The sequence below is a fragment of the Collimonas sp. OK242 genome, assembly GCF_900107095.1.
In the GTDB taxonomy this organism is placed as follows: Bacteria; Pseudomonadota; Gammaproteobacteria; order Burkholderiales; family Burkholderiaceae_D; genus Collimonas.
Genome location: NZ_FNOR01000019.1, coordinates 52434 through 74251 on the forward strand (window position 1 = coordinate 52434; position 21818 = coordinate 74251).

Genomic DNA, 21818 nt, shown 5'->3' on the forward strand with positions numbered 1-21818 from the left:
CAACTCATTCATCCGTTTTTTCTGAAGAGACGGGCGTTTGAGCGGCTGTGGCAGCCGTTGCGGCAGCTTTCCGTTGTGCCGCGAGCCGGGCAGAATTTTCAGCGCGCTGTCGATTTCTCTTGCGCTGCGGCGTGCCCATCAGGTATAAAACAATTGTCAAAGGGAGAACACCGTAGAGTAAAAATGTCATCACCCCTGCGACTGCGTTAGCTTCGGTAATTGCCATCATGAAGACGACGTAGATCCATGCGATGGCGACGATATGCATTTGTGTAAGCTGCTTTAGAGTAAATCCGATAAAAGATACACGAAAATAAGCCAAAACAACGGTCACCGCATGAATACGCCTAATTTTTCCGTCTTCGATCCCGCCGCATTGTCGCAACTCTCGCAACAATTCAGTCCAACCTTCAATCCGCAATTCCTCCAGCAACTTAGCCATATAGCTGATCCCAATATGTTCCTGGGCCTCAATCCGCCTGCGCCAAATCATGGCGGCGCTGCAGGCCTGGGCGATCTCGGCATTTCGCTGGACCCCGCTGTGCTGAAAAAGCTGCAGGCCGAATACACGCAACAGTTGTCGGCCTTATGGCAGGACATGCTGGCGGCGCGCATCCCGGCCATCGCCGACCGCCGTTTCAGTGCCGCAGCCTGGCATGATAATCCGGTGTATGCATTCAATGCGGCGGCGTACTTGTTGAATGCCCATTTTCTGAACGCAATGGTCGATGCTCTCGACGCTCCGCCGAAGATCAAACGGAAAATCGGCTTCACGGTGCAGCAGATGATGGACGCCATGGCGCCTTCGAATTTCCTGGCAACCAATCCGGCGGCCCAGCAGAAAATTGTCGAGACCAATGGCGAGAGCCTGACCAAGGGCATCGCCCAGATGCTTGCAGACATGCATAAGGGCCGGGTGTCGCAGACCGATGAGTCCGCGTTCGAGGTCGGCAAAGATGTGGCAACCACTGAAGGTGCGGTGGTATTTGAGAACGACCTGTTTCAACTGATTCAATACCAGCCGCTCACCGCCAAGGTGTATCAGCGGCCGCTGCTGATCGTACCGCCGTGCATCAACAAATTCTACATTCTGGATTTGCAGCCGCAGAACTCGCTGGTGCGCTATGCGGTCGAGCAAGGACACAGCGTATTCCTGGTTTCCTGGCGCAACGCCGATGAGTCAATGGCGCATGCGACCTGGGACCAATACATAGTCGATGGCGCAATCCGGGCGATCCGGGCGGTGCAGGATATATCCGGCCAGGACAAGATCAATACGCTCGGTTTTTGTGTCGGCGGCACAATCCTGTCGACCGCCTTGGCGAAACTGGCGGCGGATAAAGTCAATCCGATAGCCAGCCTGACCTTGCTGACTGCCTTCCTGGATTTTAGCGATACGGGGATTCTGGACGTGTATATCGACGACATGCAAATACGCATGCGGGAGCAAGCCATCGGCCACGGCGGTTTGATGCCCGGACGCGAGTTCGGCTCGGCCTTTTCCAGCCTGCGCCCCAATGACTTGCTATGGAATTATGTCGAATCGAATTATCTCAAGGGCGAGCAGCCGACCCCCTTCGATTTGTTGTACTGGAACGCCGACAGCACCAATTTGCCAGGCCCGATGTTTTGCTACTATCTGCGCCATATGTATCTGGATAATTCCTTGAAAGATGCCGGCAAGCTGACGGTGGACGGGCAGAAAATCGACCTTGGCAAGATAGCTGCGCCGGCCTTTATCTATGCGTCCCGCGAAGATCATATCGTGCCATGGACATCGGCCTATGCCTCGGTTTCTCTGCTGAATCCCAAAAATCCGAAACAGAATCGCTTCGTGCTCGGCGCCTCGGGTCATATCGCCGGTGTGATCAATCCCCCGGCAAAAAAGAAACGCAGCTATTGGACAAGCGACGGGGCCAACAACGGAAGCAACAGGAAAATGGCCGTGGATGCCGAAACCTGGCTGGCGGCGGCGGTCGAGCACCCTGGCAGCTGGTGGACAGAATGGGCGGAATTCTTGTCCGCGCATGCGGGAAAACAAGTGGCCGCGCCGCGTAAATTAGGAAGTGCCGAGTATGCCATCATCGAAGCGGCGCCGGGACGGTATGTCAAGGTCAGGGCGGAGTAAATAAAACAGCGGAATAATGTAAAACGCAGCGGTACGACTGCGGGATAGGTAGATAAGACGTAGATGGATTTTCTGAATTGTTTTTTTGAAGGAGACAAAGATGGCAAAGCGAATCGTTTATGTGACAGGGGGAATGGGCGGCATCGGTACCCCAATTTGTACTCGTCTTTGCACAGATGGTTTTACCGTGGTCGCCGGCTGCGGGCCGAATTCCACGCGCAAGGACAAATGGCTGGCCGACATGCGGGCCAAGGGTTTTGATATTCACGCTTCAGAAGGCAATGTCTCCGACTGGGAGTCGACCAAGGCGGCATTTGAGAAGGTCAAGGCTGAAGTCGGCGAAGTCGATATCCTCATCAACAATGCCGGCATTACGCGCGACGGCCAGTTCCGCAAGATGTCCAAAGCGGATTGGGATGCAGTCATCGATACCAATCTGAACTCCCTGTTCAACGTCACCAAGCAGGTCATCGACGGCATGGCGGATCGCGGCTGGGGACGGATTGTCAATATTTCATCGGTGAATGGTCAGAAGGGGCAGTTCGGCCAGACCAACTATTCGACTGCCAAAGCCGGGATTCACGGCTTTACCATGGCGCTGGCGCAGGAAGTGGCGACCAAAGGCGTTACCGTCAATACGGTATCTCCCGGCTATGTCGGTACCGACATGGTGCGTTCGATCAGGCCGGACGTGCTGGAAAAGATCGTTGCCGGGATTCCGGTAAAACGTCTGGGTGAGCCGGAGGAAATCGCTTCCATCATCTCCTGGATCGTGTCGGACGAGGGCGGTTATGCGACAGGCTCCGACTTCTCCTTGAACGGCGGCCTGCACATGGGCTAATGCCGGTTCTCGCGTGGATCGCAGGCCGGTTTTGCGGGCGTGCTATCCACGCGGCTTATCGGAATGCTTGCTTCTATTGCAATGCAATAGAACTTCCTGCAATGGATGCTGCACGTGCATATAATAGGGATGTTCTGTAGCAAAGCTGATTGCAAAAGTAGCAAACAAATAGAAAATAAGTAGCAAATATAAAATGCCTTATGGGCGCAGCAACCTGGGACTGAAATGACTACTACAAAAAAAATGTCTGAACGTTTGATTAAGAAGTATCCGAATCGTCGCCTGTACGATACGCAAACCAGTTCATACATTACCTTGGCAGACGTCAAGCAACTGGTGCTGGACAATGAGGAATTCGTTGTGCTGGACGCCAAGACCGACGACGATCTGACGCGCAGCATCCTGTTGCAGATTATTCTGGAAGAAGAATCAAACGGCACTCCCATGTTTTCCAGTGCGGCGCTGTCGCAAATCATTCGCTACTACGGCCACGCCATGCAGGGAATGATGGGTTCCTACCTGGAAAAAAATATCCAGGCTTTCATCGATATCCAGAACAAGCTGACTGAAAATTCCAAGGGGCTTTACGAAGGCAAGCCTTTCAGCCCGGAGATGTGGGCGCAGTTCATGAATATCCAGGGGCCGATGATGCAGGGCATGATGAGCAACTACATCGAACAGAGCAAAGGCTTGTTCGTTCAGATGCAGGAACAGATGCAAAACCAGACCAAGAATATGTTCGGCACCTTCCCATTCGCGCCGCCACCGCCGGACAAGACAAAAAAATAATCATTCTGAACATACCCTGCAGCAGGTTTTAGACCGGCGCAGGGTAACCATGGCAGTGGACGGGGTACAATAGCGACTTTGCTTTGACCCTACCTCCCGTCATGTCCAATGTTATTCCCGCAGCGCCTGCTGCACCAGCCACCGCACTAGCCGCCGCCCCCAAAGTTGGTTTCGTCTCGCTTGGTTGTCCTAAGGCACTAGTCGACTCCGAACAAATCCTGACCCAGCTGCGTGCCGAGGGTTATGAAACTGCCAAGTCGTATGAGGGCGCCGATCTGGTGATCGTCAACACTTGCGGCTTTATCGACGCTGCGGTGCAAGAGTCGCTGGACGCCATCGGCGAAGCCCTGAGCGAAAACGGCAAAGTCATCGTGACCGGCTGTCTGGGCGCAAAAAAGGATGCTGACGGCGACGACATCATCCAGAAGATCCATCCCAAAGTATTGGAAGTCACCGGTCCGCATGCGGTCGGCGAAGTCATGTTTGCAGTGCATAAGCACCTGCCCAAGCCGCATGCGCCGTTCCTCGATCTGTTGCCGCCACAAGGCATCAAGCTGACGCCTAAGCATTTCGCCTATCTGAAAATTTCGGAAGGCTGCAACCATCGTTGCAGTTTTTGCATCATTCCATCGATGCGTGGCGACCTGGTGTCGCGGCCGATTGCCGATGTCATGCTGGAAGCTGAAAACCTGTTCAAGGCCGGCGTCAAAGAGTTGCTGGTGATTTCGCAAGACACTAGCGCCTACGGCGTCGATGTCAAGTTCCGCATGGGTTTCTGGAACGGCAAGCCGGTCAAGACCCACATGACGCAACTGGTCACCGCGCTGGGCGAACTGGCGGCCCAATACGGCGCCTGGGTGCGTCTGCACTATGTGTATCCTTACCCGCACGTCGACCAGATCATTCCGCTGATGGCGCAGGGCAAGGTGCTGCCATATCTGGACGTACCGCTGCAACATGCCCATCCCGACGTGTTGAAGCGCATGAAGCGTCCGGCCAGCGGCGAAAAGAATATCGAACGGATTCAAGCCTGGCGCGCAATGTGCCCGGACCTGACCATACGCTCAACCTTCATCGCCGGCTTTCCAGGCGAAACCGATGCAGAGTTCGACTACCTGCTGGATTTCCTTAAAGAAGCGGAAATCGATCGCCTCGGCTGTTTCGCCTATTCGCCGGTCGAAGGTGCGACCGCCAATGCGCTGGATAATCCGGTGCCGGAAGAACTGCGCGAAGAGCGCCGTGGACGCGTGATGCAGCTGCAAGAGGAAATTTCCAAGAAGCGCTTGCAGGCCAAAGTCGGCAAGACCATGCGGGTGCTGATCGATGAAGTCGATCGTAATGGCGGTATCGGCCGTTCCAGCGCCGATGCACCGGAAATCGATGGCGTGGTCTATGTCAAGCCGCCATATGAGCCGCACAAGAAACTGGTGGTTGGCGAGTTTGTCGATGTCACCATCACTGCCTCCGACGCGCATGATTTGTGGGCTGCTGCATGATGGCAGGGAAGTTTGCCGCAGCACTGGTGTTAGTGCTTGGTGCTGCTTCCGCTCCGCTATTTGCGGGCAATGATAAGGTAGGCGCTGAGGCTGCCGACGTCGCCACTGCCCCCGCAGCGCCGAATTTGTTCGCCAAGCCCTTGACCTTGCGCGGCAAGCTGGGCGACGCGCAGATCGAAATGCATTTGCAATTGAAGCCGGATCCGACCGAAGGCATACAAGGTACTTATACGATTGCCGGCCAATCCACTAAAATCCTGCTGGCCGGCGAATCGGAAAACACCGATGTCATCATGGAAGAATCCATCAATGGCAAAGATGTCTCCGGCGAGTGGGCCGGAAAACTGGTCGACAATACTTTCAGCGGCACCTGGTCCACCATGGACGATGCGGTGACCAAACCCTTCGTGCTGACCGTCCTGACTGCTAAACCCGTTAAATAAATTCTGCTTACTATTGAACATGCCAAAAAAGACCCCTCAAACCGCATTGATGCACAGCGAATATTGCGCGCCGCCAGGTTTTGACGCTTTTCCGGTGGCGATTCATCACGCTTCCACGGTGCTGTTCAAGAATGTCGCGGCGATGCGGGCCCGCGACTGGCAGGAAAAGAGCAGTTATACCTACGGCCTGCACGGCACGCCAACCTCATTCACGTTGGAAGCGCGCCTGGCTGAAATCGAAGGCGGCCGGCATTGCCTGCTCGCGCCGAGTGGCCTGGCGGCGATCACCATGGTTGATCTGGCCTTGCTGAAGAGCGGTGACGATGTGCTGTTGCCAGACAACGTATATAACCCGAATCGTGAACTCAACAACTGGCTGGCCAGGGATTTCGGCATTACAGCCCGTTATTACGATCCTTTGATCGGCGCCGGCATTGCCGATCTGATACAGCCGAATACACGCTTGATCTGGACCGAAGCGCCGGGCTCGGTATCGATGGAAGTGCCGGATCTTCCTGCTATTTGCGCCGCAGCACATGCCAAGGGCGCGCTGGTGGCGATCGACAACACCTGGTCTGCCGGGCTGGCTTTGCGTGCGTTCGATCTTGGCATCGATATCGTGATGCAAGCGCTGACCAAGTACCAGTCGGGCGGATCGGATGTGCTGATGGGCGCCGTGCTCACCAGAGATCCCGCTTTGAATCAGCGCCTGCAGACTGCGCACATGCGGCTGGGTTTCGGGGTCGGCATGGACGACGCCTATCTTGTGTTGCGCAGCCTGCCAACCATGAAGTTGCGCTTCGAAGCGCATGATGCAGCGGCACGTACAGTCGCCGCCTGGCTGCAGCAGCAGCCGCAGATCAGCAAGGTGTTGCATCCGGCTTTTGCGGATTGCCCGGGGCATGAAATCTGGAAGCGTGACTTTAGCGGAGCAGGTGGTTTGTTCTCGGTGCTGTTCGACGCCGGTTATAGCGAAGAGCAGACCGACCGCTTCGTCGACAGCTTGAAATTATTCAAGATCGGCTATAGCTGGGGTGGTGCAAACAGTCTCTGTGTTCCTTACCGGATTCAGAGCATGCGGAAAAACTGGCAGGATCAGGGCGTATTGGTACGCTTCAATATCGGCCTGGAAGATCCGCAGGATTTGATTGCCGATATCGAGCAAGCGTTCGCTGCCATGTAGATGTAGAGTCTGGATCGCATGTGGCAATGGCCACGATCAAATAGAAATGCCGACCCTTTAGCTTTAGGTCGGCATTTTCTATTTATGGATCAGCGCCATAGGGTGGCACGATGCGCCCACCCTATGAGTCCTTCAGCTTTTTTCAAGCAAGTAGTAGCCAAATCCGAGCATAGCCTTGCCTGACGCCAGATAGCTGTCATACCAGCGCTGGGCTCGCTCGCTGAAGCCTGTGGCATCCGGGTCCTCAGGGTGCGTTGCTACATGGCGCATCATTGCCTGGTAGTACATGCCTTCATATTGATCCCATTCATCGTCACTGCTCACCGTTGATGTCAGTAGCTTGTAGCCATGTGTCAGCGCACGGCTCGCGTTCTGTTCGTGACTGGTGAGTTCGTCGCGTGTCGCGCCGAGCATGGCGAGATATTGCTCCGAAGGGGATAGTTTCCAATAGCTTTCGCCAATGAGAAGTAAGCCACCGGGTTTGAGCCATTGCTTGCTGATAGCGAGAGAGCGATCAAAGCCGCCAAATGCGTGGCTCGACCCAATGCAAAGAATGGCATCGTAACCGGTTGCCGGCAGTGGGTGCTGCACTATCAGGCTTTCGACAAGGGTCAGGCGGTCATCGCCCGGATTACTACTAGCCCATTCATTTGCTGCTTCGGCAAGGAACCGTGAATTGATGTCGACGCCGATGCCACGAACCGACGCCGGCGTCGACTGCAACAGATCACGCAGCAGCGCGGCTTTACCGCATCCAGCATCCAGCACCAAGGCATCCGGTGCCAGCTGCAACGCAGCTATTAGCGTGCTGGCTTTAGCAGGCGAAAGAGGGCAGCAATAGCGATGGTCGCTATGCGCGATAGTGGTGTATTTGAATTGATCTTGCGAGGAACTGGACATGCGTCAGGTCAGGTATTGCAGCATATAGATGGCACTTGGCTGGCCAGCCGATACTTGATAGCTGGCGAGATTTTCCTTGGCCGGAGAGTGCGCTACTTCCACGGCTGTGTAGCCCAGCGCGCCCCAAAATATGTGCGACTGTTGCACCGATACCAGCGCACTCCAATGCAAACCGCTGGCGCGCGCGTGTTCCAGCGCAGCCGCCACCAAAACATTACCCGCTTGCCGGCCCCGTGCGTTTGGCGCTACGGCCAGGTCATGCAAGTACAAGCAATCCGGCGTTGTTGCGATCTTGAAAGGCTGGTCCAGCGCGGTGATGACATCTTTGTTTGACGGATAACTGAATAAATACGCCGCCGGGTTTTGTCCCGGCGGCGACCATACCCAGCAAGTGGCCGGCGTCAGGGCGAGGCGGGCGCGGAATACGGCTTCCGACTCTTGCATGGGCGATGGATAACATGCCGCCTGAATGCGCATGATGGCAGGAATGTCATTGTCAGACATGATTCTGACAGCACTGCCGGCGTCAGCCGACGCATGCAGCGCTGTTAATGCCGCGATAGCTGAAGTCAAGCCGGCATCGCCTTATTGTCATTCAAATCAACCAGGCCCTTGATCAGGCGATAGCCTTTCCATAGCCATGCAATACCCCACACAGCGAAAGCCAACGGGATGCCGATCACCGTCAGGAACAGGGCGCCGCCGACGAACATCCACAGCAGATACCACCAGAATGAACGAATTTGCCAATTGTGATGGCTGTACACAAAGGTGTCTGCCGCATCCTGGCGTTTGACATAATTGATGATCAGAGGGATCCAGGAAAATGCCCCCAGGGAAAATACCAGGCTGGCGGCGTGAAAAAGATAAAGCCACCAGGCAAGATTCTTCTCGGAGTGCAATTTGCTATCGAAAACCAATTCTTGTGCCATGGCCGTCCTTTGCATTTTGTTAAGGGGGAAGGCGCTTATTTCAACGGAAATTACGCCAATATAGGCAAGATGCCATCCAAACCGACAAAATTCAAGGCCACGCCGGCTTGCGCCCGCACCACCGGCTTGGCGCGGAAGGCTACCGACAGGCCTGCAATTCTCATCATGTTCAGGTCGTTGGCGCCGTCGCCCATGACGATTGCCTGGCTTGGGGCGATATTCAAGTCGGCGCAGACGCGCTCGACGGTCAGTTTCTTTACCTCGGCGTTGACGATGCCGCCGACTACTTTGCCGGTCAGTTTGCCGTCGACGATTTCAAGTACGTTGGAATGGGCGTAATCGAGTCCCAGGGCGGCTTTCATGCGATCGGTAAAGAAGGTGAAACCGCCGGATACCAGCAAGGTCTTGATGCCGGCAGCCTTGACTGCCGCCAGCATGTTTTCCGCTCCCGGCGATAATTGCAGCCGCTCGTCAAACACCCGTTGCAATGCCGAAGCATCCAGGCCGTTGAGCAAGGCCACGCGCCGGGTCAGGCTCTCATTGAACTCGATTTCGCCACGCATCGCCGCTTCGGTAATCGTCGAGACTTGCGGCTTCAAGCCTTGCATGTCGGCGATTTCATCGATGCATTCGATGGTGATCAAGGTCGAGTCCATGTCCATGACCAGCAGCTTGAAATCCCCCAGTTTTGCGCCCGGTTCCGGCGCTGACGGCAGCCAGGCGCAGTCGATCCCGGCGCCGTAGCACGCAGCGTCGATCAGCGTCTTCAGGCTTCCGGAATACGCGACATTGTCGCAACGCCATGCATGGCGGCCACCGCTGCTTATATCTACAGCGGCAACGCCAGCCAGGTTGGCGATGCGGTCAATGGCGTTGCGTTCTGCACTCAGGCTTTGCAAGATGAGATTCATGTGTCTGTATGGCTTTACGAAAATTTAAATAATTTAATAATTGAGTAGCGATGCCGGCCGATTTTATCTTATTCACCTTGCTTGCCTTGCTCACCCCGCCAGGGCCTTGATGGTGGCCTTGACCTGCGTCAGGCGCGCCGCCAGGTCGGGCATGTTGACGGTAATCCGCAATTTGTCCTGGCCGTTGAGCTTGATATGGCGGTTTTTTTGAATCAGTTCGATGATGCGCATCGCGTCGATCGGCGGATTCGGCAAGAACTGCAGCAGGGCGGAGTCGGTATGGGCGTCGATCTTGACGATGCCTATCGACTTCGCGGCAATCCGCAGGCGATGGGTTTCGATCAAGGCTTTCGCCGGATCCGGCAGCTTGCCGAAGCGATCGATCAATTCCTCCTGCAGGTCGTCGATCTTGTCTTGCGCGTTGCAATTGGCCAGCCGCTTGTAGATCGATAAGCGTTCGTGCACATCGCCGCAATAATCGTTGGGCAGCAAGGCCGGCACATGCAGATTGATTTCGGTGGTGGTCGACAGCGGCGCCGCCAGATCCGGCTCCTTGCCATTCTTCAATGAGCGCACGGCTTCGTTGAGCATGTCGGAATACAGCTGGAAGCCGATCTCTTGCATTTCTCCAGATTGGTTTTCGCCCAGCACCTCGCCGGCGCCGCGGATTTCGAGATCGTGCATGGCCAGGTAGAAACCGCTGCCCAGCTCTTCCATTTGCTGGATCGCATCCAGCCGGCGCTGCGCCAGTTTGGTCAAACCCTGGACGTCATGCACCAGCAGGTAGGCGTAAGCCTGGTGATGCGAGCGGCCGACCCGGCCGCGCAACTGATGCAGCTGCGCCAGGCCAAACTTGTCGGCGCGATGCATGATGATGGTGTTGGCGGTTGGAACATCGATGCCGGTTTCGATAATGGTGGTGCACAACAGGATGTTGAAGCGCTGGGCAACGAAGTCGCGCATCACTTTTTCCAGGTCGCGTTCGTGCATCTGGCCGTGGGCGATGGCAATCCGCGCCTCCGGCAACAGCGCTTCCAGCATCGCCTTGCGGTTCTGGATGGTGTCGACTTCGTTATGCAGGAAGTAGACCTGGCCGCCGCGTTTCAATTCGCGCAAACAGGCTTCGCGGATGGTCGATTCGCCTTCGCTGCGCACGAAAGTCTTGATGGCCAGGCGCTTTTGCGGCGCGGTGGCGATGATCGAAAATTCACGCAAGCCTTCCAATGCCATCCCCAGCGTACGCGGGATAGGCGTGGCGGTCAGCGTCAGGACGTCGACTTCCGCCCGCAACGCCTTGAGCGCTTCTTTCTGGCGCACGCCAAACCGGTGTTCTTCATCGATGATCACCAGCCCGAGGCGCGAGAACTTGATGTCATCGGATAATAATTTGTGGGTGCCGATCACGATATCCAGCGTGCCGTCGGCCATGCCTTTGATCGCTTGCGCGACTTCCTTGCCGGAGCGGAAGCGCGACAGTTCGGCGATTTTTACCGGCCAGTCGGCAAAACGGTCGGCAAAGGTTTGCGCGTGCTGTTCTGCCAGCAAGGTAGTCGGCGCCAGGATCGCAACTTGTTTGCCGCCGAGCACGGCGACAAACGCCGCGCGCAATGCGACCTCGGTCTTGCCGAAGCCGACATCGCCGCAAATCAGCCGGTCCATCGGCTTGCCGCTGGTCATGTCCTGGATCACGGCGTTGATCGCCGCGGCCTGATCGACCGTTTCTTCAAAGCCGAAACTTTCAGAGAAAGCCTCGTAATCATGTGCCGAATATTCGAATGCATGGCCCTGGCGCAAAGCGCGCCGCGCATACAAATTCAATAACTCTGCAGCAGTATCGCGTACCTGTTGCGCAGCTTTGCGCTTGGCCTTTTCCCATTGCCCGGAACCGAGCGCATGCAGCGGCGCATCTTCAGGCGAGGCGCCGGAGTAGCGTGAAATCACATGCAGCTGCGATACCGGCACGTATAACTTGGTATCCTTGGCGTATTCCAGATGCAGGAATTCGGTTTCGCCTTCGCCCAGATCCATGCTGAGCAAGCCCATGTAACGGCCGATGCCGTGGTTGATATGCACCACCGGATCGCCGATCTTGAGTTCCGACAGGTCGCGCACCATCGACTCGACCTGGGTCGCGCCTTCCTGCTTCTTTTTGCCGATGCGGCGGCCGGAGCCGGCGTACAGTTCGGTTTCCGTGATGAAGATGAACTGCGGCAGCTCAAAGCCGGCGTGCAAGGGCGCCACGCCCAGCATCAGTTTCTTGGTGGAGGTGGCGAAGTCGGCATAGCCGTCGCACAGCGCCAACGGTAAATCGTATTCGTTGAAATACTGCTGCAAGGTTTCGCGGCGGCCATTCGATTCGGCGCAGATCATCACCCGCCGCTCGCTTTGCAGCAGATAGGCGCGCAGATTGGTCAAGGGGTCGTCGATACGCCGATTGACCGCGATATTGGGAATCGGCGCCGACAACTCGGAGGCGGCGTCGCTGTGCTGAATCACCCAGCGGCCATACGCTTTGGCCAGGCTGAAAAAAATCTCGTCGGTCAAGAACAAGGCTTCCGGCGCCAGCAAGGGGCGCTCGCGATCCGACTTCAGGAATTTGTAGCGTGACTGGGTATCGCTCCAGAAGCGCTGGATGGCGCCGTCGATATCGCCGACCAGGGCAAACGTCGCAGTGGCGGGGAGATAGTCGAACAAGGTCGCCGTGGCTTCAAAAAACAGCGGCAGGTAATATTCGATGCCGGCCGAGGCGATGCCGTTGCCGATGTCCTTGTATATCGCCGAACGCGACGGGTCGCCTTCGAATACCTCACGCCAGCGGCTACGGAAAGCCGAGCGCGCCGCCTCGTCCATCGGAAATTCGCGGCCCGGCAGCAAGCGTACTTCCTTGACCGGATATAGTGAGCGCTGGGTATCGGCGTCGAAGGTGCGTATGGTTTCGATGGCGTCGCCGAACAAATCCAGCCGGTACGGCAACACCGAGCCCATCGGGAAAATATCGATCAAGCCGCCGCGCACCGAATATTCGCCGGGCGACATGACCTGGTTGACATGGCTGTAACCTGCCAGCGTCAGCTGCGATTTCAGGCGCGCTTCATCCAGCGTCTCGCCCTGCTTGAAAAAGAAGGTGTAACCCGCCAGGAAGGACGGCGGCGCCATTCTGACCAAGGCAGTGGTGGCGGGCACCAGCAGCACGTCGCATTGACCGCTCTGTACCTCATACAAGGTCGCCAGCCGCTCCGATACCAGGTCCTGGTGCGGCGAGAAGGCATCGTAGGGCAGGGTTTCCCAGTCCGGCAGCAAATGGCAGCGCAGGCCGTTGGGCTCATCGCCAGCGGTTTGGAACCAGGGGATTTCCGCGCGCAGCCGCTGGCCATCGGTGGCGTCGGCCACCACTACCACCAGCATCCGTTGTTGCAATTTGAGCGCCAGCGCAGCCTGCGCCAATGCGTAAGCATCGGCCGAGCCGTGCAAAGCCGGCAGCACAAAACGGGCAGCCGGCCTGGGCAGCAATTTTTCTAGATCAAAGGACATTAGGGCCTGTTGAAAATAACATGCGAATAACATACGGCGTGACATACGGCGGCACAAACGATAGTGCAAGCACGGGCATGGTCAAAAAAAGCCGCAATACGCCTGATTTGACAGTTAAAATTCAGAGCCGCATTATAAACCACGGGCATCAATGCCGATTCTTACGGCTCAGGACATGCTTCAGCTAATATCGTCTCAGGCACGCAGCCATTTTTTTCACCGCCATTTTTGCTATGCATTCATGACATTTTCTCAGAATTTCCAGCGAGCCCATTGCGCATGAATTCCTCACGCTATTTTGCCCTGATTCCTGCTGCCGGCATCGGCGCCCGCCTTGGCGCGGATATTCCCAAACAGTATATGCCCCTGGCCGGCCGGCCGATGCTGACGCATGTCTTGACGACCTTTGCCGCGGCCAGCGTGATCAGCCATGTTTTTGTAGTGGTCAGCGCCGATGACGGCTATATAGGCGAACTGATGGCGGCCGCACCGCATTTGCAGGGAAGGGTCAGCGTGCTGTTTAACGGCGGCGCCAGCCGTCGGGAGTCGGTATTGAACGGTTTGCAGGCGATCCGGCCCCTGGTTGGCGATGACGACTGGGTGCTGGTGCATGACGCCGCCCGGCCCGGCCTGACTGGCGGCTTGATAGAACATTTGATTGAGACGCTGCAAGATGACCCGGTGGGCGGTTTGCTGGCGCTGCCGGTGGTCGATACCCTGAAGCGCAGCGATCAGGAAACGCGCGTGGAGCAAACTGTGGAGCGCACCGCATTGTGGGCAGCTCAGACTCCGCAAATGTTTCGCTACAGCCTGCTGTTGCGTGCATTAATGCGGGCATTGGCCTTGGCCGAAGCCGTTACCGATGAAGCCGGTGCGGTTGAATTGCTAGGCCTGCAGCCGCGCCTGGTCGAAGGCAGCCCGCGCAATTTTAAAGTGACCCTGCCACACGATGTGGCATTGGCGGAGATGTTTTTAAAGGAAGAATCGTGAAGTCAATTGCACTGTATTCAAAGGAGCACGTATGAGCCATCCCGGGTTTCGCATCGGCCAGGGCTACGATTGCCACGCCTTGCAGGCCGGCCGGCCATTGATCATCGGCGGTGTGACGATTCCGCATAAAACCGGCTTGCTGGGGCATTCCGACGCCGACGTGCTGCTGCATGCGATTATCGACGCCCTGTTTGGCGCGGCAGCCTTGGGCGATATCGGCCGCCATTTCTCCGATACCGATGCGCAGTTTGCCGGCGCCGATTCACGGAAATTGCTGCGCGAAGCGGTCAGGCTGATCGGTGCGGCCGGTTACGCTGTCGGCAATATAGATTCCACCATCATTGCGCAAGCGCCGAAAATGGCGCCGCATATTCCATTGATGGCGGCGCAGATTGCCGCCGATTGCGGGATTGCCGTCAATCAGGTCAATGTGAAGGCTAAAACCAATGAAAAACTGGGTTATCTGGGCCGGGAAGAAGGAATCGCAGCGGAGGCTGTGGCTTTGCTGTTTCCGCTGTAATCAAGTCCCGCAGGGCGGGCATTATGTGCCCACCCTGCGAAAATTCCCTTAGGTTTTCAGCTGCAGTTCGATCTGGGTCGCCAGGCCGCCGCCATCGCGGTTGTTGACGCGCAACTTGCCGCCGTGTTGCTTGACAATCCGGCTGACGATCGCAAGGCCCAGCCCTGAACCGTTGGCTTGTCCGCGCGCGACATCGAGCCGGGTGAACGGCCGCAGCAGGCGGTCGATCTCGCTATCCGGCACGCCATCGCCGTGATCGGCAATATTCACGATGACTTTGTCCTGGCGGATATGGCAGCTGATGTCGATCTCGACGCAGTCGTCGCCTTCCTTTTTTCCATAGCGGCGAGAATTTTCCAGCAGATTATCCAATACACGCCTGAGTTCGGTTTCGTTGCCGGATATATGCACATTGGGCGTGATGTTGGTTTGAATCTTGATATCGGTTTGGCGCGTCGCGGTTTGCACCACGTTATCGATCAGCTCGCTGAGGTTGATTTTCTCGAAATTGCTGGTATCGGTCGGCTTCGCGTAGTCGAGGAACTGACCGATGATGCCATCCATCTGCGCCAGGTCGGATTGCATGCCGGTGCGCGCGTCATCGGATAAATTTGCCATTTCCACTTCCAGCAGCATACGCGCCAGCGGCGTCCGTAAATCGTGCGAAATGCCGGCCAGGATGATCGCGCGATCCGATTCGATGCGCTGCAAATCGTTGACCATCTGGTTAAAGCTGCGATTGGCTTCTTCAATTTCGGTCGGCCCGGTTTCCGGCAACGGTTCGGGCCGTATGCCTTTGGCCACCGCGCGCGTGGCCGCGGTAAGGCGCGATAGCGGCTGGTTAATCAGGGTCGAAATAAACATGGCGCCCAACAGCGACAGCAACAGTGCGACGCTGGCCCATTGCAGCCATTGAATGCCGGAAGTGCGTTCAAGCCGCTCGCTGTCGAGCATCAGCCAGTATTCGTCGCTATCGATCTTGAAGCTGATCCAGAAGCCATCGATATCATTGACCTTGGATGAAAACCGGGTCTGGTTACCGAGGCGAGCCCGGACTTCTCTTTCGAGGTCTGGCATCAACGCGTTATCGGGCGGCGGATCGATCTTGTCGCTGTCTTCCAGCGGGTAGATGCGGATGCCTTCATTGCTGGCCAGGTCGAACAATAGCTCGCTGCGCAAGTCCGGCGCGGAATGGGTGAGGGCGGCGCGGGTAATGGTGACGATGGAAATGATCTGCGCTGCGATTTGTTGCGCGCGCGGACCCCGTTCGACAATCCTGAAGCTGGCGACCCACGTCGCCATGCTGACCGTAATCAGAAAGGCGAGCATGAAAAAGGTCCGCCACAGCAGACCGCTTTTCAGCCAGGCCAGCCGGTTAGTCGTTACCATGTGGCCGCTTGATACAGTTGTTGCCAGGTGGAAATTTCGAGCAAACCGACATCAACGCGGCTGGCCTTCAGGAATGAATACGTAGCCGAGTCCCCATACTGTCTGTATGTAGAGCGGGCTGGCCGGATCGGGCTCGATCAGCTTGCGCAGGCGCGAAATCTGAACGTCCAGGCTGCGGTCGAATACTTCATACTCGCGGCCGCGCGCCAGCTCCATCAATTTTTCGCGGGACAGCGGTTGCCGTGCGTGCCGCGCAAATACCTTGAGCACCGAGAATTCGCCGGTGGTGAGCGGAATCGACTCGCCATTTTTTTTCAATGTGCGCGTGCCGAGGTCCAGTATGAATTCGCCGAACTCGAAAGATTGCGGGGTCTCCGACGGTGCGCCCGGCAATTCATCGGGGCCTTTGCGTCGCAGCACTGCGCCGATGCGCGCCACCAGTTCACGTGGGTTGAACGGTTTCGGCAGGTAATCGTCGGCGCCCATTTCCAGTCCGACGATGCGATCTACATCTTCGCCTTTGGCGGTCAGCATGATGATCGGCGTCTGGTCGCCGGCGCCGCGCAAACGGCGGCAGATCGCCAGGCCATCTTCGCCCGGCAGCATCAGGTCAAGCACCAGCAGGTCATAACGTTCGCGTATCCACAACTTGTTCATCGCCTGGGCGTTCTCTGCCGTGACCACCTGGAAGCCTTGCTCCGTCAGGTAGCGTCGCAGCAGATCGCGCAATCGAATGTCGTCATCGACCACCAGGATTTTATGTTGGTGGGCTGCGCTTGCTTGATTTTGGGTGTTGATCGTATTCATGGTCATATGGTAACGTCAGAGTGCGCATCGAAAGTACAGTAAATGCTCATGGATTACAAAGTGTTACACACTTTACTAAAAACGTCTTATGCCAATTAATAGAGGAGCTTACACTCAATTTGTGGCGATTAAATCTTAACCGTTATCCAGTATTCACAGAAGAAGTCCATATGATGATGTTTCGGAAAATCAGTGTCTGTTTGTTGTTGCTGTCGGCAATGATGAGCGCCTCTGCACGTTCCGACCGGGCGCCTGATGAGCGCGGAGAGCGCCGCGCGCCGCCGCCGTCGCAGTATGAGCCGCAGCGCGGCCAGGCGCCGGATCAGCAATGGCAAAATCGCGGGCGTGGGTCTGAGCCTAATGATGGCGGACGTGGCAGGATGTCGCCGGACGACCGGCGCGCTCTGCGCCAGCAAATCGACAGGGCTGGCCGCGATATTTATCCGCAGCGTCGGTGATGCGCCTTTGATATTTGATATCCGAAAAAATCAGACACGCCAGCTTGTATGGCATAGCGAAGCGAACCGAACCGGTGATGAGGATCACCGGTTTTTTTTTGTTGCGTGTTACTTTTTAAAGGAAGGCGAGTCGGGAATGCTGTGCGCCATGCGGATGCTGCTTCGGTTTTCCGGCTTTGGCTGACAGGAATCGAATTCACGACCCCTTGGTTCGTAGGAGCGCCGGCAAACAGGGAGTTCATATAAATCAATGCCTTGCGCACCTCGCAAATTGCAAAACAAGGCCAATCAATAGCAATTATTCAGTCAGTCACTCCAAAGCGCGGCATTTATCGGCAACACTCGGTCGCATTCAAACGCGCCGTTGTTGAACAATCATCAACCTCTGACGCTGCCGTCGCGCGCATCGTTCGCCAGCATGATGTCGATGCCCATCAAGTTTTTGCATGGCGCGAGCAGTTCAAGAAGGACGACTCATGGCAGCTATCAAATATAGCAGCTATCAAATATAGCAGCTATCAAATATAGCAGCTATTAATGGGACGCCGGCCCGAGTAACTTTGATTGAGTGTGGGCAACTAACTTAGCGCTGGCATCTGATTTTTGATAAAAGCGATAAACAAAATGGCTACACAAAACTGGGTATTCATTGATGTTCGCACAACAATTGGGAGATACACATGACTGCATATGTGATTCAAAGTTTGCAAAACACAGGTCTATGCATCGGCGCCACGAGCACAGCGGCGGGTTCACTCGTCACTTTGCAAACCCTCTCTGGCGTTGGAGGGAAGTTGTCTCAATGGATTATGGATCCGAATAGCGGCTATATCACGCTGGCGGCTGATCCAAGCAAGTGCCTCGATGTCCAGGGATATACTGGCCAGCAGGGACAGGTCATCATTGCCGACTTGGTTCTGGGGCGGACAAGCCAGCTGTGGAACTGGGTTGGCAATCCTCCACGCATTTCAAACGTGGAATATCCGACCATGGTGCTTGATAATTCCGGCGGTAACGCCAGCCCTGGGAATCCCATTCTGATTTGGCCATCTAATGGCGGGCAAAATCAAAAATGGAGTTCACTGGCCGTACCGGCACTTGCCATGCTTCAAAAAAGCACTGCTCACCTGTCGGGAAGTCCGACACTTGAGGTGGTTCATAACGACGATGCCCAAGAGCAGGATCGCATTGCATTGAGAAAATAGCATCGTTACGCGCGGGGAAATACATCGGTGTCCGATCCCCGCGCGTTTTTGCAACACTGTGCTTCCAAGGCTCACACTCAGGTTTTGTCGCATCAGCGAATTGTGGGCGTTTTGACGATCTGATGCTGCCGATCCCTTACGCGGTACGATTTTGTCCCGTCAACGCGTAAAATTGCTCAAAAAAATTTTGAGATTCACCGCAAATAACAGCATCCCTTATGAAGGGCAGGGCGCGCTTACCACCGCAACCAAAGACAACCCCGACGATTTCAAGAGCGAAGATTAAAATTGACTTAACGCCCCGCACGGTGAAATGCCGCTTGCTCTTTGTCGAAATCATTGCGCCGCTCAGCGCGATCCGCAACATCGCTCATTGTTTTTTCTCCTCGCCTGTTATCAATTCATATTTGTTAAAGCGCACCACCTCCTGCCCAAGCCAATCGTTGAGCGCCAGGAATTGCGTTTGTAGCGGCACCAGCTCGTTACGCGCAAACACCCGCGCGGCCGGTTCTACAGCCCCGAAGCCGCCGGCATTGCTGGGCATGATTCCCATCAGTTGAGGCAGTGCGCGATGGGCGGCCAGCACGTCGTCGCGGGTCACGCCCTTGGTGTTGAAAATTCATTCTTTGCCGCCACGTCCGACACCGGCCTATCCGATGCGCCAGGACGTGAATAAAGGCTGGCTGCAGCAAAGGAATTCATCGATTCCATTTTTGTATATCGCGGCAGGCCAGTACATCAAACCGGCACGTTAGCCTGGAAAAATGCGCTGAAAAAAGTGGCTATTAGCGATTTTCGTTGGCATGACTTGCGACATACCTGGACATGTCGGCAGGTTCAGCGTGGGACGCCGCTGCATGTATTAAAAGAATTGGGAGGATGGGAGACGATGGAGATGGTGCAGCGCTACGCGCACTTGTCAGCCGATCATTTGGCGCAATGGGTACAGTCAGTTAGCAATGATGGCTGTAATCTGGCTGTAGTAGGGTGATGTAAACCAGAAAGGGGTTGCAAGATTTCTCTTGCAACCCCTCGTAATACTGGTGCGGCTGGCAGGAATCGAACCCACGACCCCTTGGTTCGTAGCCAAGTACTCTATCCAGCTGAGCTACAGCCGCGAAAAACAAAATTATATATTAGCTTTGTTAATTTTGGAAGAGGGAAATATCTAAAAACTTAATATTTCCTCTCGCTTACAGAGGTAAAACACTTTTTCTGCTTGCACTCAACCAAGTCCGTTACTATGCCACAGACATTGCACATTGGGAAGCCTTATTTCTAATTTCGCTCTAATTTTGCGCTCGCTGTTTTAATCTTTCTCACTTCTCGTACCGGGTCGCCGCAGATTTCATCGGATGATATAATTAAACAATAATCATTATCATTTGTGGTTTATAGATTGAGAAAGGTTGATGACATGAATATGAAATTGTTGACGGCGGCTGTGCTTGTTTCGTTTGGTCTTGCGGGTGCTGCTTCAGCGGCTGAATATCCGATCGGCAAGCAGCAAATCATGAACGGTCTGGAGATTGCAGCTGTTTATTTGCAGCCGATCAAAATGGAGCCGGAAGGCATGATGCGCAAGGCGGAGCTGTCGGACATTCATGTCGAGGCGGATATTCGTGCAGTGAAGAACAATCCAAACGGTTTTGCCGAAGGTGACTGGATGCCGAACCTGGTCATCTCTTACGAATTCACCAAAGCCGGTTCAACCCAGGTAATCAAAGGCGACATGATGCCGATGGTGGCTAGCGACGGTCCGCACTATGGCGATAACGTCAAACTGGCGGGGCCGGGTAAATATACATTGAAGATGATTATTTCCCCGCCGTCAGCTAATGCGGGTGCGCATTTTGGCCGCCATGTGGATAAGGAAACCGGTGTCGGCGCCTGGTTCAAGCCGTTCACGGTGGTCAACGAATTCACTTTCGCTGGCGTCGGTAAAAAAGGCGGATATTAATTCAGCAGAAATGCGCCCCATGAAATTCTTATCGGAGAGTATGGCTATGGTGTCAGGCAAGGTGCGTGGTTTATTCGGTATCAGCCTGTTGGCGGTGGCGGCGATTTCGGCGGCCGCTGACTTGCCGACCTTCAGGCTGGAAATGAAGGATGGCGTTTTGAATCCGGCGCGGATAGCGGTTCCTGCCGGCCAAAAAATAAAAATCGAAATTCACAATCTCGGCCAGTCCGCGGCCGAATTTGAAAGCGTTCAGCTGCGCAAGGAAAAGGTGCTGGCGCCAGGCGCGCAATCTTTCGTGGTGATTGCACCGCTGCAGCCGGGCGAATACAAGTTTTTCGATGATTTTCATACGCAGGCGCAGGGTGTGATTGTTGCCAAGTAAATGTCTCTATATATAGCTGTGCAGTAATGTAGAGGCAGTCGTTTTTTGTTGCGGGGCAGGGTTGAAGAGTCGCCATGGCGTGACGCGATGCTTTCCCCGCAATTGACTGGAGATGGGTGATGGGTCAGATATTGTTCATCGTCTGGCGCGAGAGCGTCGAGGCGTTGCTGGTAGTCGGTATTTTGCATGCGTGGCTGAAAAATGGCGGCGAGGCTGCGCGCCACGGTCTGCCTTATCTGTGGAGCGGTGTCGGCGTCGGTATTTTGGGAGCGATCGGCCTGGGTGGGGCGTTGCTGGGTTTCAGCGAGCTGCTGTCCGGCGATGCCCAGGATTACTTTCAGATCGTCATGGTGATATTGGCGGCGATACTGATTGTGCAGATGGTGTTCTGGATGCGCAAGCATGGCCGCACACTCAAGCGCGAAATGGAAACCTCGCTCAGCGCAAATCTGCAAAACGCCAACTGGTGGGGCGTATTTGCGCTGGCGGCATTGGCGATTGCGCGCGAGGGCAGCGAAACCGTGATATTTCTTTACGGCCTGGGCCTGGCGCAGCACGGCGACAGCACGGGAGCGATGATGCTGGCCGCAGCGCTTGGTTTTGCGCTGGCGTTCCTGACTTTCTATCTGTTGCAGCTCGGTGGTAAAATTTTTTCCTGGCGCCGCTTCTTCCAAGTCACTGAAATTATCTTGCTGTTCCTCGCCGCGGGTTTGCTGCTGACCGGTATCGAGCGATTGATGTCGCTCGATATTATTCCGACGCTGATCGATCCGATATGGGATAGTTCGCACTTGCTTGACGACACGACTTCCTTTGGCAACCTGGTTTCCACATTGACCGGCTATCGCGCGCAACCGGCGCTGATGAGCTTGCTGGTGTATGTGGCATATTGGGTGTGCGTTTTGTTATTCCTCAAGCGAGCCAGGCCGCAGGCAACCCCAGCTAAATAATCT

The 21818-nt window shown here is 55.6% G+C and carries 23 protein-coding genes, 1 tRNA gene and 2 pseudogenes; 15 read left to right on the forward strand and 11 right to left on the reverse strand.

The genetic code is table 11. The features are described from left to right. Window positions 1-4: 4 nt before the first annotated feature. Window positions 5-268, reverse strand: coding sequence for a hypothetical protein (locus tag BLV81_RS19450; RefSeq protein ID WP_092359430.1), 264 nt, complete (start codon window positions 266-268; stop codon window positions 5-7). Window positions 269-337: 69 nt separating this feature from the next. On the opposite strand from BLV81_RS19450, the gene phaC reads away from it, so the two are divergent. The 6 genes from phaC to BLV81_RS19480 all read left to right on the forward strand — a co-directional run bounded on the left by phaC (window position 338) and on the right by BLV81_RS19480 (window position 6880). Next, on the forward strand, window positions 338-2128 hold the full coding sequence (gene phaC, locus BLV81_RS19455) for a class I poly(R)-hydroxyalkanoic acid synthase (RefSeq protein ID WP_092359333.1): 1791 nt from the start codon (window positions 338-340) through the stop codon (window positions 2126-2128). A 100-nt stretch (window positions 2129-2228) separates the two neighbouring features. Then, on the forward strand, window positions 2229-2969 hold the full coding sequence (locus BLV81_RS19460) for a 3-ketoacyl-ACP reductase (RefSeq protein WP_092359335.1): 741 nt from the start codon (window positions 2229-2231) through the stop codon (window positions 2967-2969). A 225-nt stretch (window positions 2970-3194) separates the two neighbouring features. After that, window positions 3195-3758 (forward strand): polyhydroxyalkanoate synthesis repressor PhaR, encoded by a 564-nt coding sequence (gene phaR, locus BLV81_RS19465; protein ID WP_092359336.1) that lies wholly within the window; start codon window positions 3195-3197, stop codon window positions 3756-3758. Between the two features lie 101 nt (window positions 3759-3859). Continuing rightward, window positions 3860-5254 carry a 30S ribosomal protein S12 methylthiotransferase RimO gene (gene rimO / locus BLV81_RS19470; RefSeq protein WP_092359338.1) on the forward strand — a complete coding sequence of 465 codons (1395 nt, stop codon included), beginning with the start codon at window positions 3860-3862 and terminating at the stop codon, window positions 5252-5254. Continuing rightward, window positions 5251-5697, forward strand: a complete 447-nt coding sequence (locus BLV81_RS19475; protein ID WP_092359339.1) for a hypothetical protein — start codon at window positions 5251-5253, stop codon at window positions 5695-5697. The genes rimO and BLV81_RS19475 overlap by 4 nt, the downstream gene beginning before the upstream one ends. 19 nt (window positions 5698-5716) lie before the next feature. Further along, window positions 5717-6880 carry a cystathionine beta-lyase gene (locus BLV81_RS19480; protein ID WP_092359340.1) on the forward strand — a complete coding sequence of 388 codons (1164 nt, stop codon included), beginning with the start codon at window positions 5717-5719 and terminating at the stop codon, window positions 6878-6880. A 132-nt stretch (window positions 6881-7012) separates the two neighbouring features. Here the strand turns inward: BLV81_RS19480 and BLV81_RS19485 are convergent, their stop codons facing one another. From BLV81_RS19485 to mfd, 5 genes are all read right to left on the reverse strand, one after another. After that, window positions 7013-7780: a class I SAM-dependent methyltransferase gene (locus BLV81_RS19485; RefSeq protein ID WP_092359342.1), complete on the reverse strand. Its 768-nt coding sequence runs from the start codon at window positions 7778-7780 to the stop codon at window positions 7013-7015. A gap of 3 nt (window positions 7781-7783) precedes the next feature. Continuing rightward, window positions 7784-8353 (reverse strand): GNAT family N-acetyltransferase, encoded by a 570-nt coding sequence (locus tag BLV81_RS19490; RefSeq protein ID WP_092359344.1) that lies wholly within the window; start codon window positions 8351-8353, stop codon window positions 7784-7786. Beyond that, on the reverse strand, window positions 8350-8712 hold the full coding sequence (locus BLV81_RS19495) for a DUF4870 family protein (RefSeq protein WP_092359346.1): 363 nt from the start codon (window positions 8710-8712) through the stop codon (window positions 8350-8352). Before BLV81_RS19495 ends, BLV81_RS19490 begins: the two co-directional genes overlap by 4 nt. Before the next feature lie 50 nt (window positions 8713-8762). Beyond that, window positions 8763-9623, reverse strand: coding sequence for a phosphoserine phosphatase SerB (gene serB, locus BLV81_RS19500; RefSeq protein ID WP_092359348.1), 861 nt, complete (start codon window positions 9621-9623; stop codon window positions 8763-8765). Window positions 9624-9713: 90 nt separating this feature from the next. After that, entirely contained in the window at window positions 9714-13154 is a 3441-nt protein-coding gene (gene mfd, locus BLV81_RS19505; protein ID WP_092359349.1) for a transcription-repair coupling factor, read from the reverse strand. A 279-nt stretch (window positions 13155-13433) separates the two neighbouring features. Here mfd and ispD point away from each other — a divergent pair, with 279 nt between their 5' ends. Together ispD and ispF are read left to right on the forward strand one after the other, a co-directional pair. Further along, window positions 13434-14144, forward strand: coding sequence for a 2-C-methyl-D-erythritol 4-phosphate cytidylyltransferase (gene ispD, locus BLV81_RS19510; protein WP_092359351.1), 711 nt, complete (start codon window positions 13434-13436; stop codon window positions 14142-14144). A gap of 31 nt (window positions 14145-14175) precedes the next feature. Then, complete coding sequence (gene ispF, locus BLV81_RS19515; protein WP_092359353.1) at window positions 14176-14664, forward strand: 2-C-methyl-D-erythritol 2,4-cyclodiphosphate synthase; 489 nt, start codon at window positions 14176-14178, stop codon at window positions 14662-14664. Window positions 14665-14712: 48 nt separating this feature from the next. Here the strand turns inward: ispF and BLV81_RS19520 are convergent, their stop codons facing one another. Together BLV81_RS19520 and ompR are read right to left on the reverse strand one after the other, a co-directional pair. Further along, on the reverse strand, window positions 14713-16053 hold the full coding sequence (locus BLV81_RS19520) for a sensor histidine kinase (protein WP_092359355.1): 1341 nt from the start codon (window positions 16051-16053) through the stop codon (window positions 14713-14715). 51 nt (window positions 16054-16104) lie between these two features. Then, entirely contained in the window at window positions 16105-16860 is a 756-nt protein-coding gene (ompR, locus tag BLV81_RS19525) for an osmolarity response regulator transcription factor OmpR (protein ID WP_143036387.1), read from the reverse strand. Between the two features lie 255 nt (window positions 16861-17115). Here ompR and BLV81_RS23985 point away from each other — a divergent pair, with 255 nt between their 5' ends. The 3 genes from BLV81_RS23985 (at window position 17116) to BLV81_RS19540 (ending at window position 18523) form a co-directional block, all read left to right on the forward strand. After that, window positions 17116-17502, forward strand: coding sequence for a hypothetical protein (locus BLV81_RS23985; protein ID WP_176992907.1), 387 nt, complete (start codon window positions 17116-17118; stop codon window positions 17500-17502). 71 nt (window positions 17503-17573) lie between these two features. Continuing rightward, complete coding sequence (locus tag BLV81_RS19535; protein ID WP_176992908.1) at window positions 17574-17846, forward strand: transposase; 273 nt, start codon at window positions 17574-17576, stop codon at window positions 17844-17846. Window positions 17847-17998: 152 nt separating this feature from the next. Further along, the gene (locus BLV81_RS19540) at window positions 17999-18523 is read left to right on the forward strand and encodes a ricin-type beta-trefoil lectin domain protein (protein ID WP_092359362.1); all 525 of its coding nucleotides are present in this window, start codon (window positions 17999-18001) and stop codon (window positions 18521-18523) included. A gap of 136 nt (window positions 18524-18659) precedes the next feature. On the opposite strand, the gene BLV81_RS19545 is transcribed toward BLV81_RS19540, so the two are convergent. Together BLV81_RS19545 and BLV81_RS19550 are read right to left on the reverse strand one after the other, a co-directional pair. Continuing rightward, a complete protein-coding gene (locus BLV81_RS19545; protein ID WP_092359363.1) occupies window positions 18660-18890 on the reverse strand; it encodes a hypothetical protein in 231 nt (76 codons plus the stop codon). Window positions 18891-18893: 3 nt separating this feature from the next. Then, window positions 18894-19171: pseudogene (locus tag BLV81_RS19550) on the reverse strand (capsid portal protein); the annotation flags it as partial. Window positions 19172-19211: 40 nt separating this feature from the next. On the opposite strand from BLV81_RS19550, the pseudogene BLV81_RS19555 reads away from it, so the two are divergent. Further along, window positions 19212-19514: pseudogene (locus tag BLV81_RS19555) on the forward strand (tyrosine-type recombinase/integrase); the annotation flags it as partial. 50 nt (window positions 19515-19564) lie between these two features. On the opposite strand, the gene BLV81_RS19560 reads toward BLV81_RS19555, so the two are convergent. After that, window positions 19565-19641: transfer RNA gene (locus tag BLV81_RS19560), tRNA-Arg, on the reverse strand. A gap of 299 nt (window positions 19642-19940) precedes the next feature. Here BLV81_RS19560 and BLV81_RS19565 point away from each other — a divergent pair. The 3 genes from BLV81_RS19565 to BLV81_RS19575 all read left to right on the forward strand — a co-directional run bounded on the left by BLV81_RS19565 (window position 19941) and on the right by BLV81_RS19575 (window position 21815). After that, on the forward strand, window positions 19941-20483 hold the full coding sequence (locus BLV81_RS19565) for an iron transporter (RefSeq protein WP_092359368.1): 543 nt from the start codon (window positions 19941-19943) through the stop codon (window positions 20481-20483). Window positions 20484-20529: 46 nt separating this feature from the next. Then, window positions 20530-20865, forward strand: coding sequence for a cupredoxin domain-containing protein (locus BLV81_RS19570; RefSeq protein ID WP_092359432.1), 336 nt, complete (start codon window positions 20530-20532; stop codon window positions 20863-20865). 119 nt (window positions 20866-20984) lie between these two features. Beyond that, window positions 20985-21815, forward strand: a complete 831-nt coding sequence (locus BLV81_RS19575) for an FTR1 family iron permease (RefSeq protein WP_092359372.1) — start codon at window positions 20985-20987, stop codon at window positions 21813-21815. Window positions 21816-21818 lie beyond the last annotated feature (3 nt).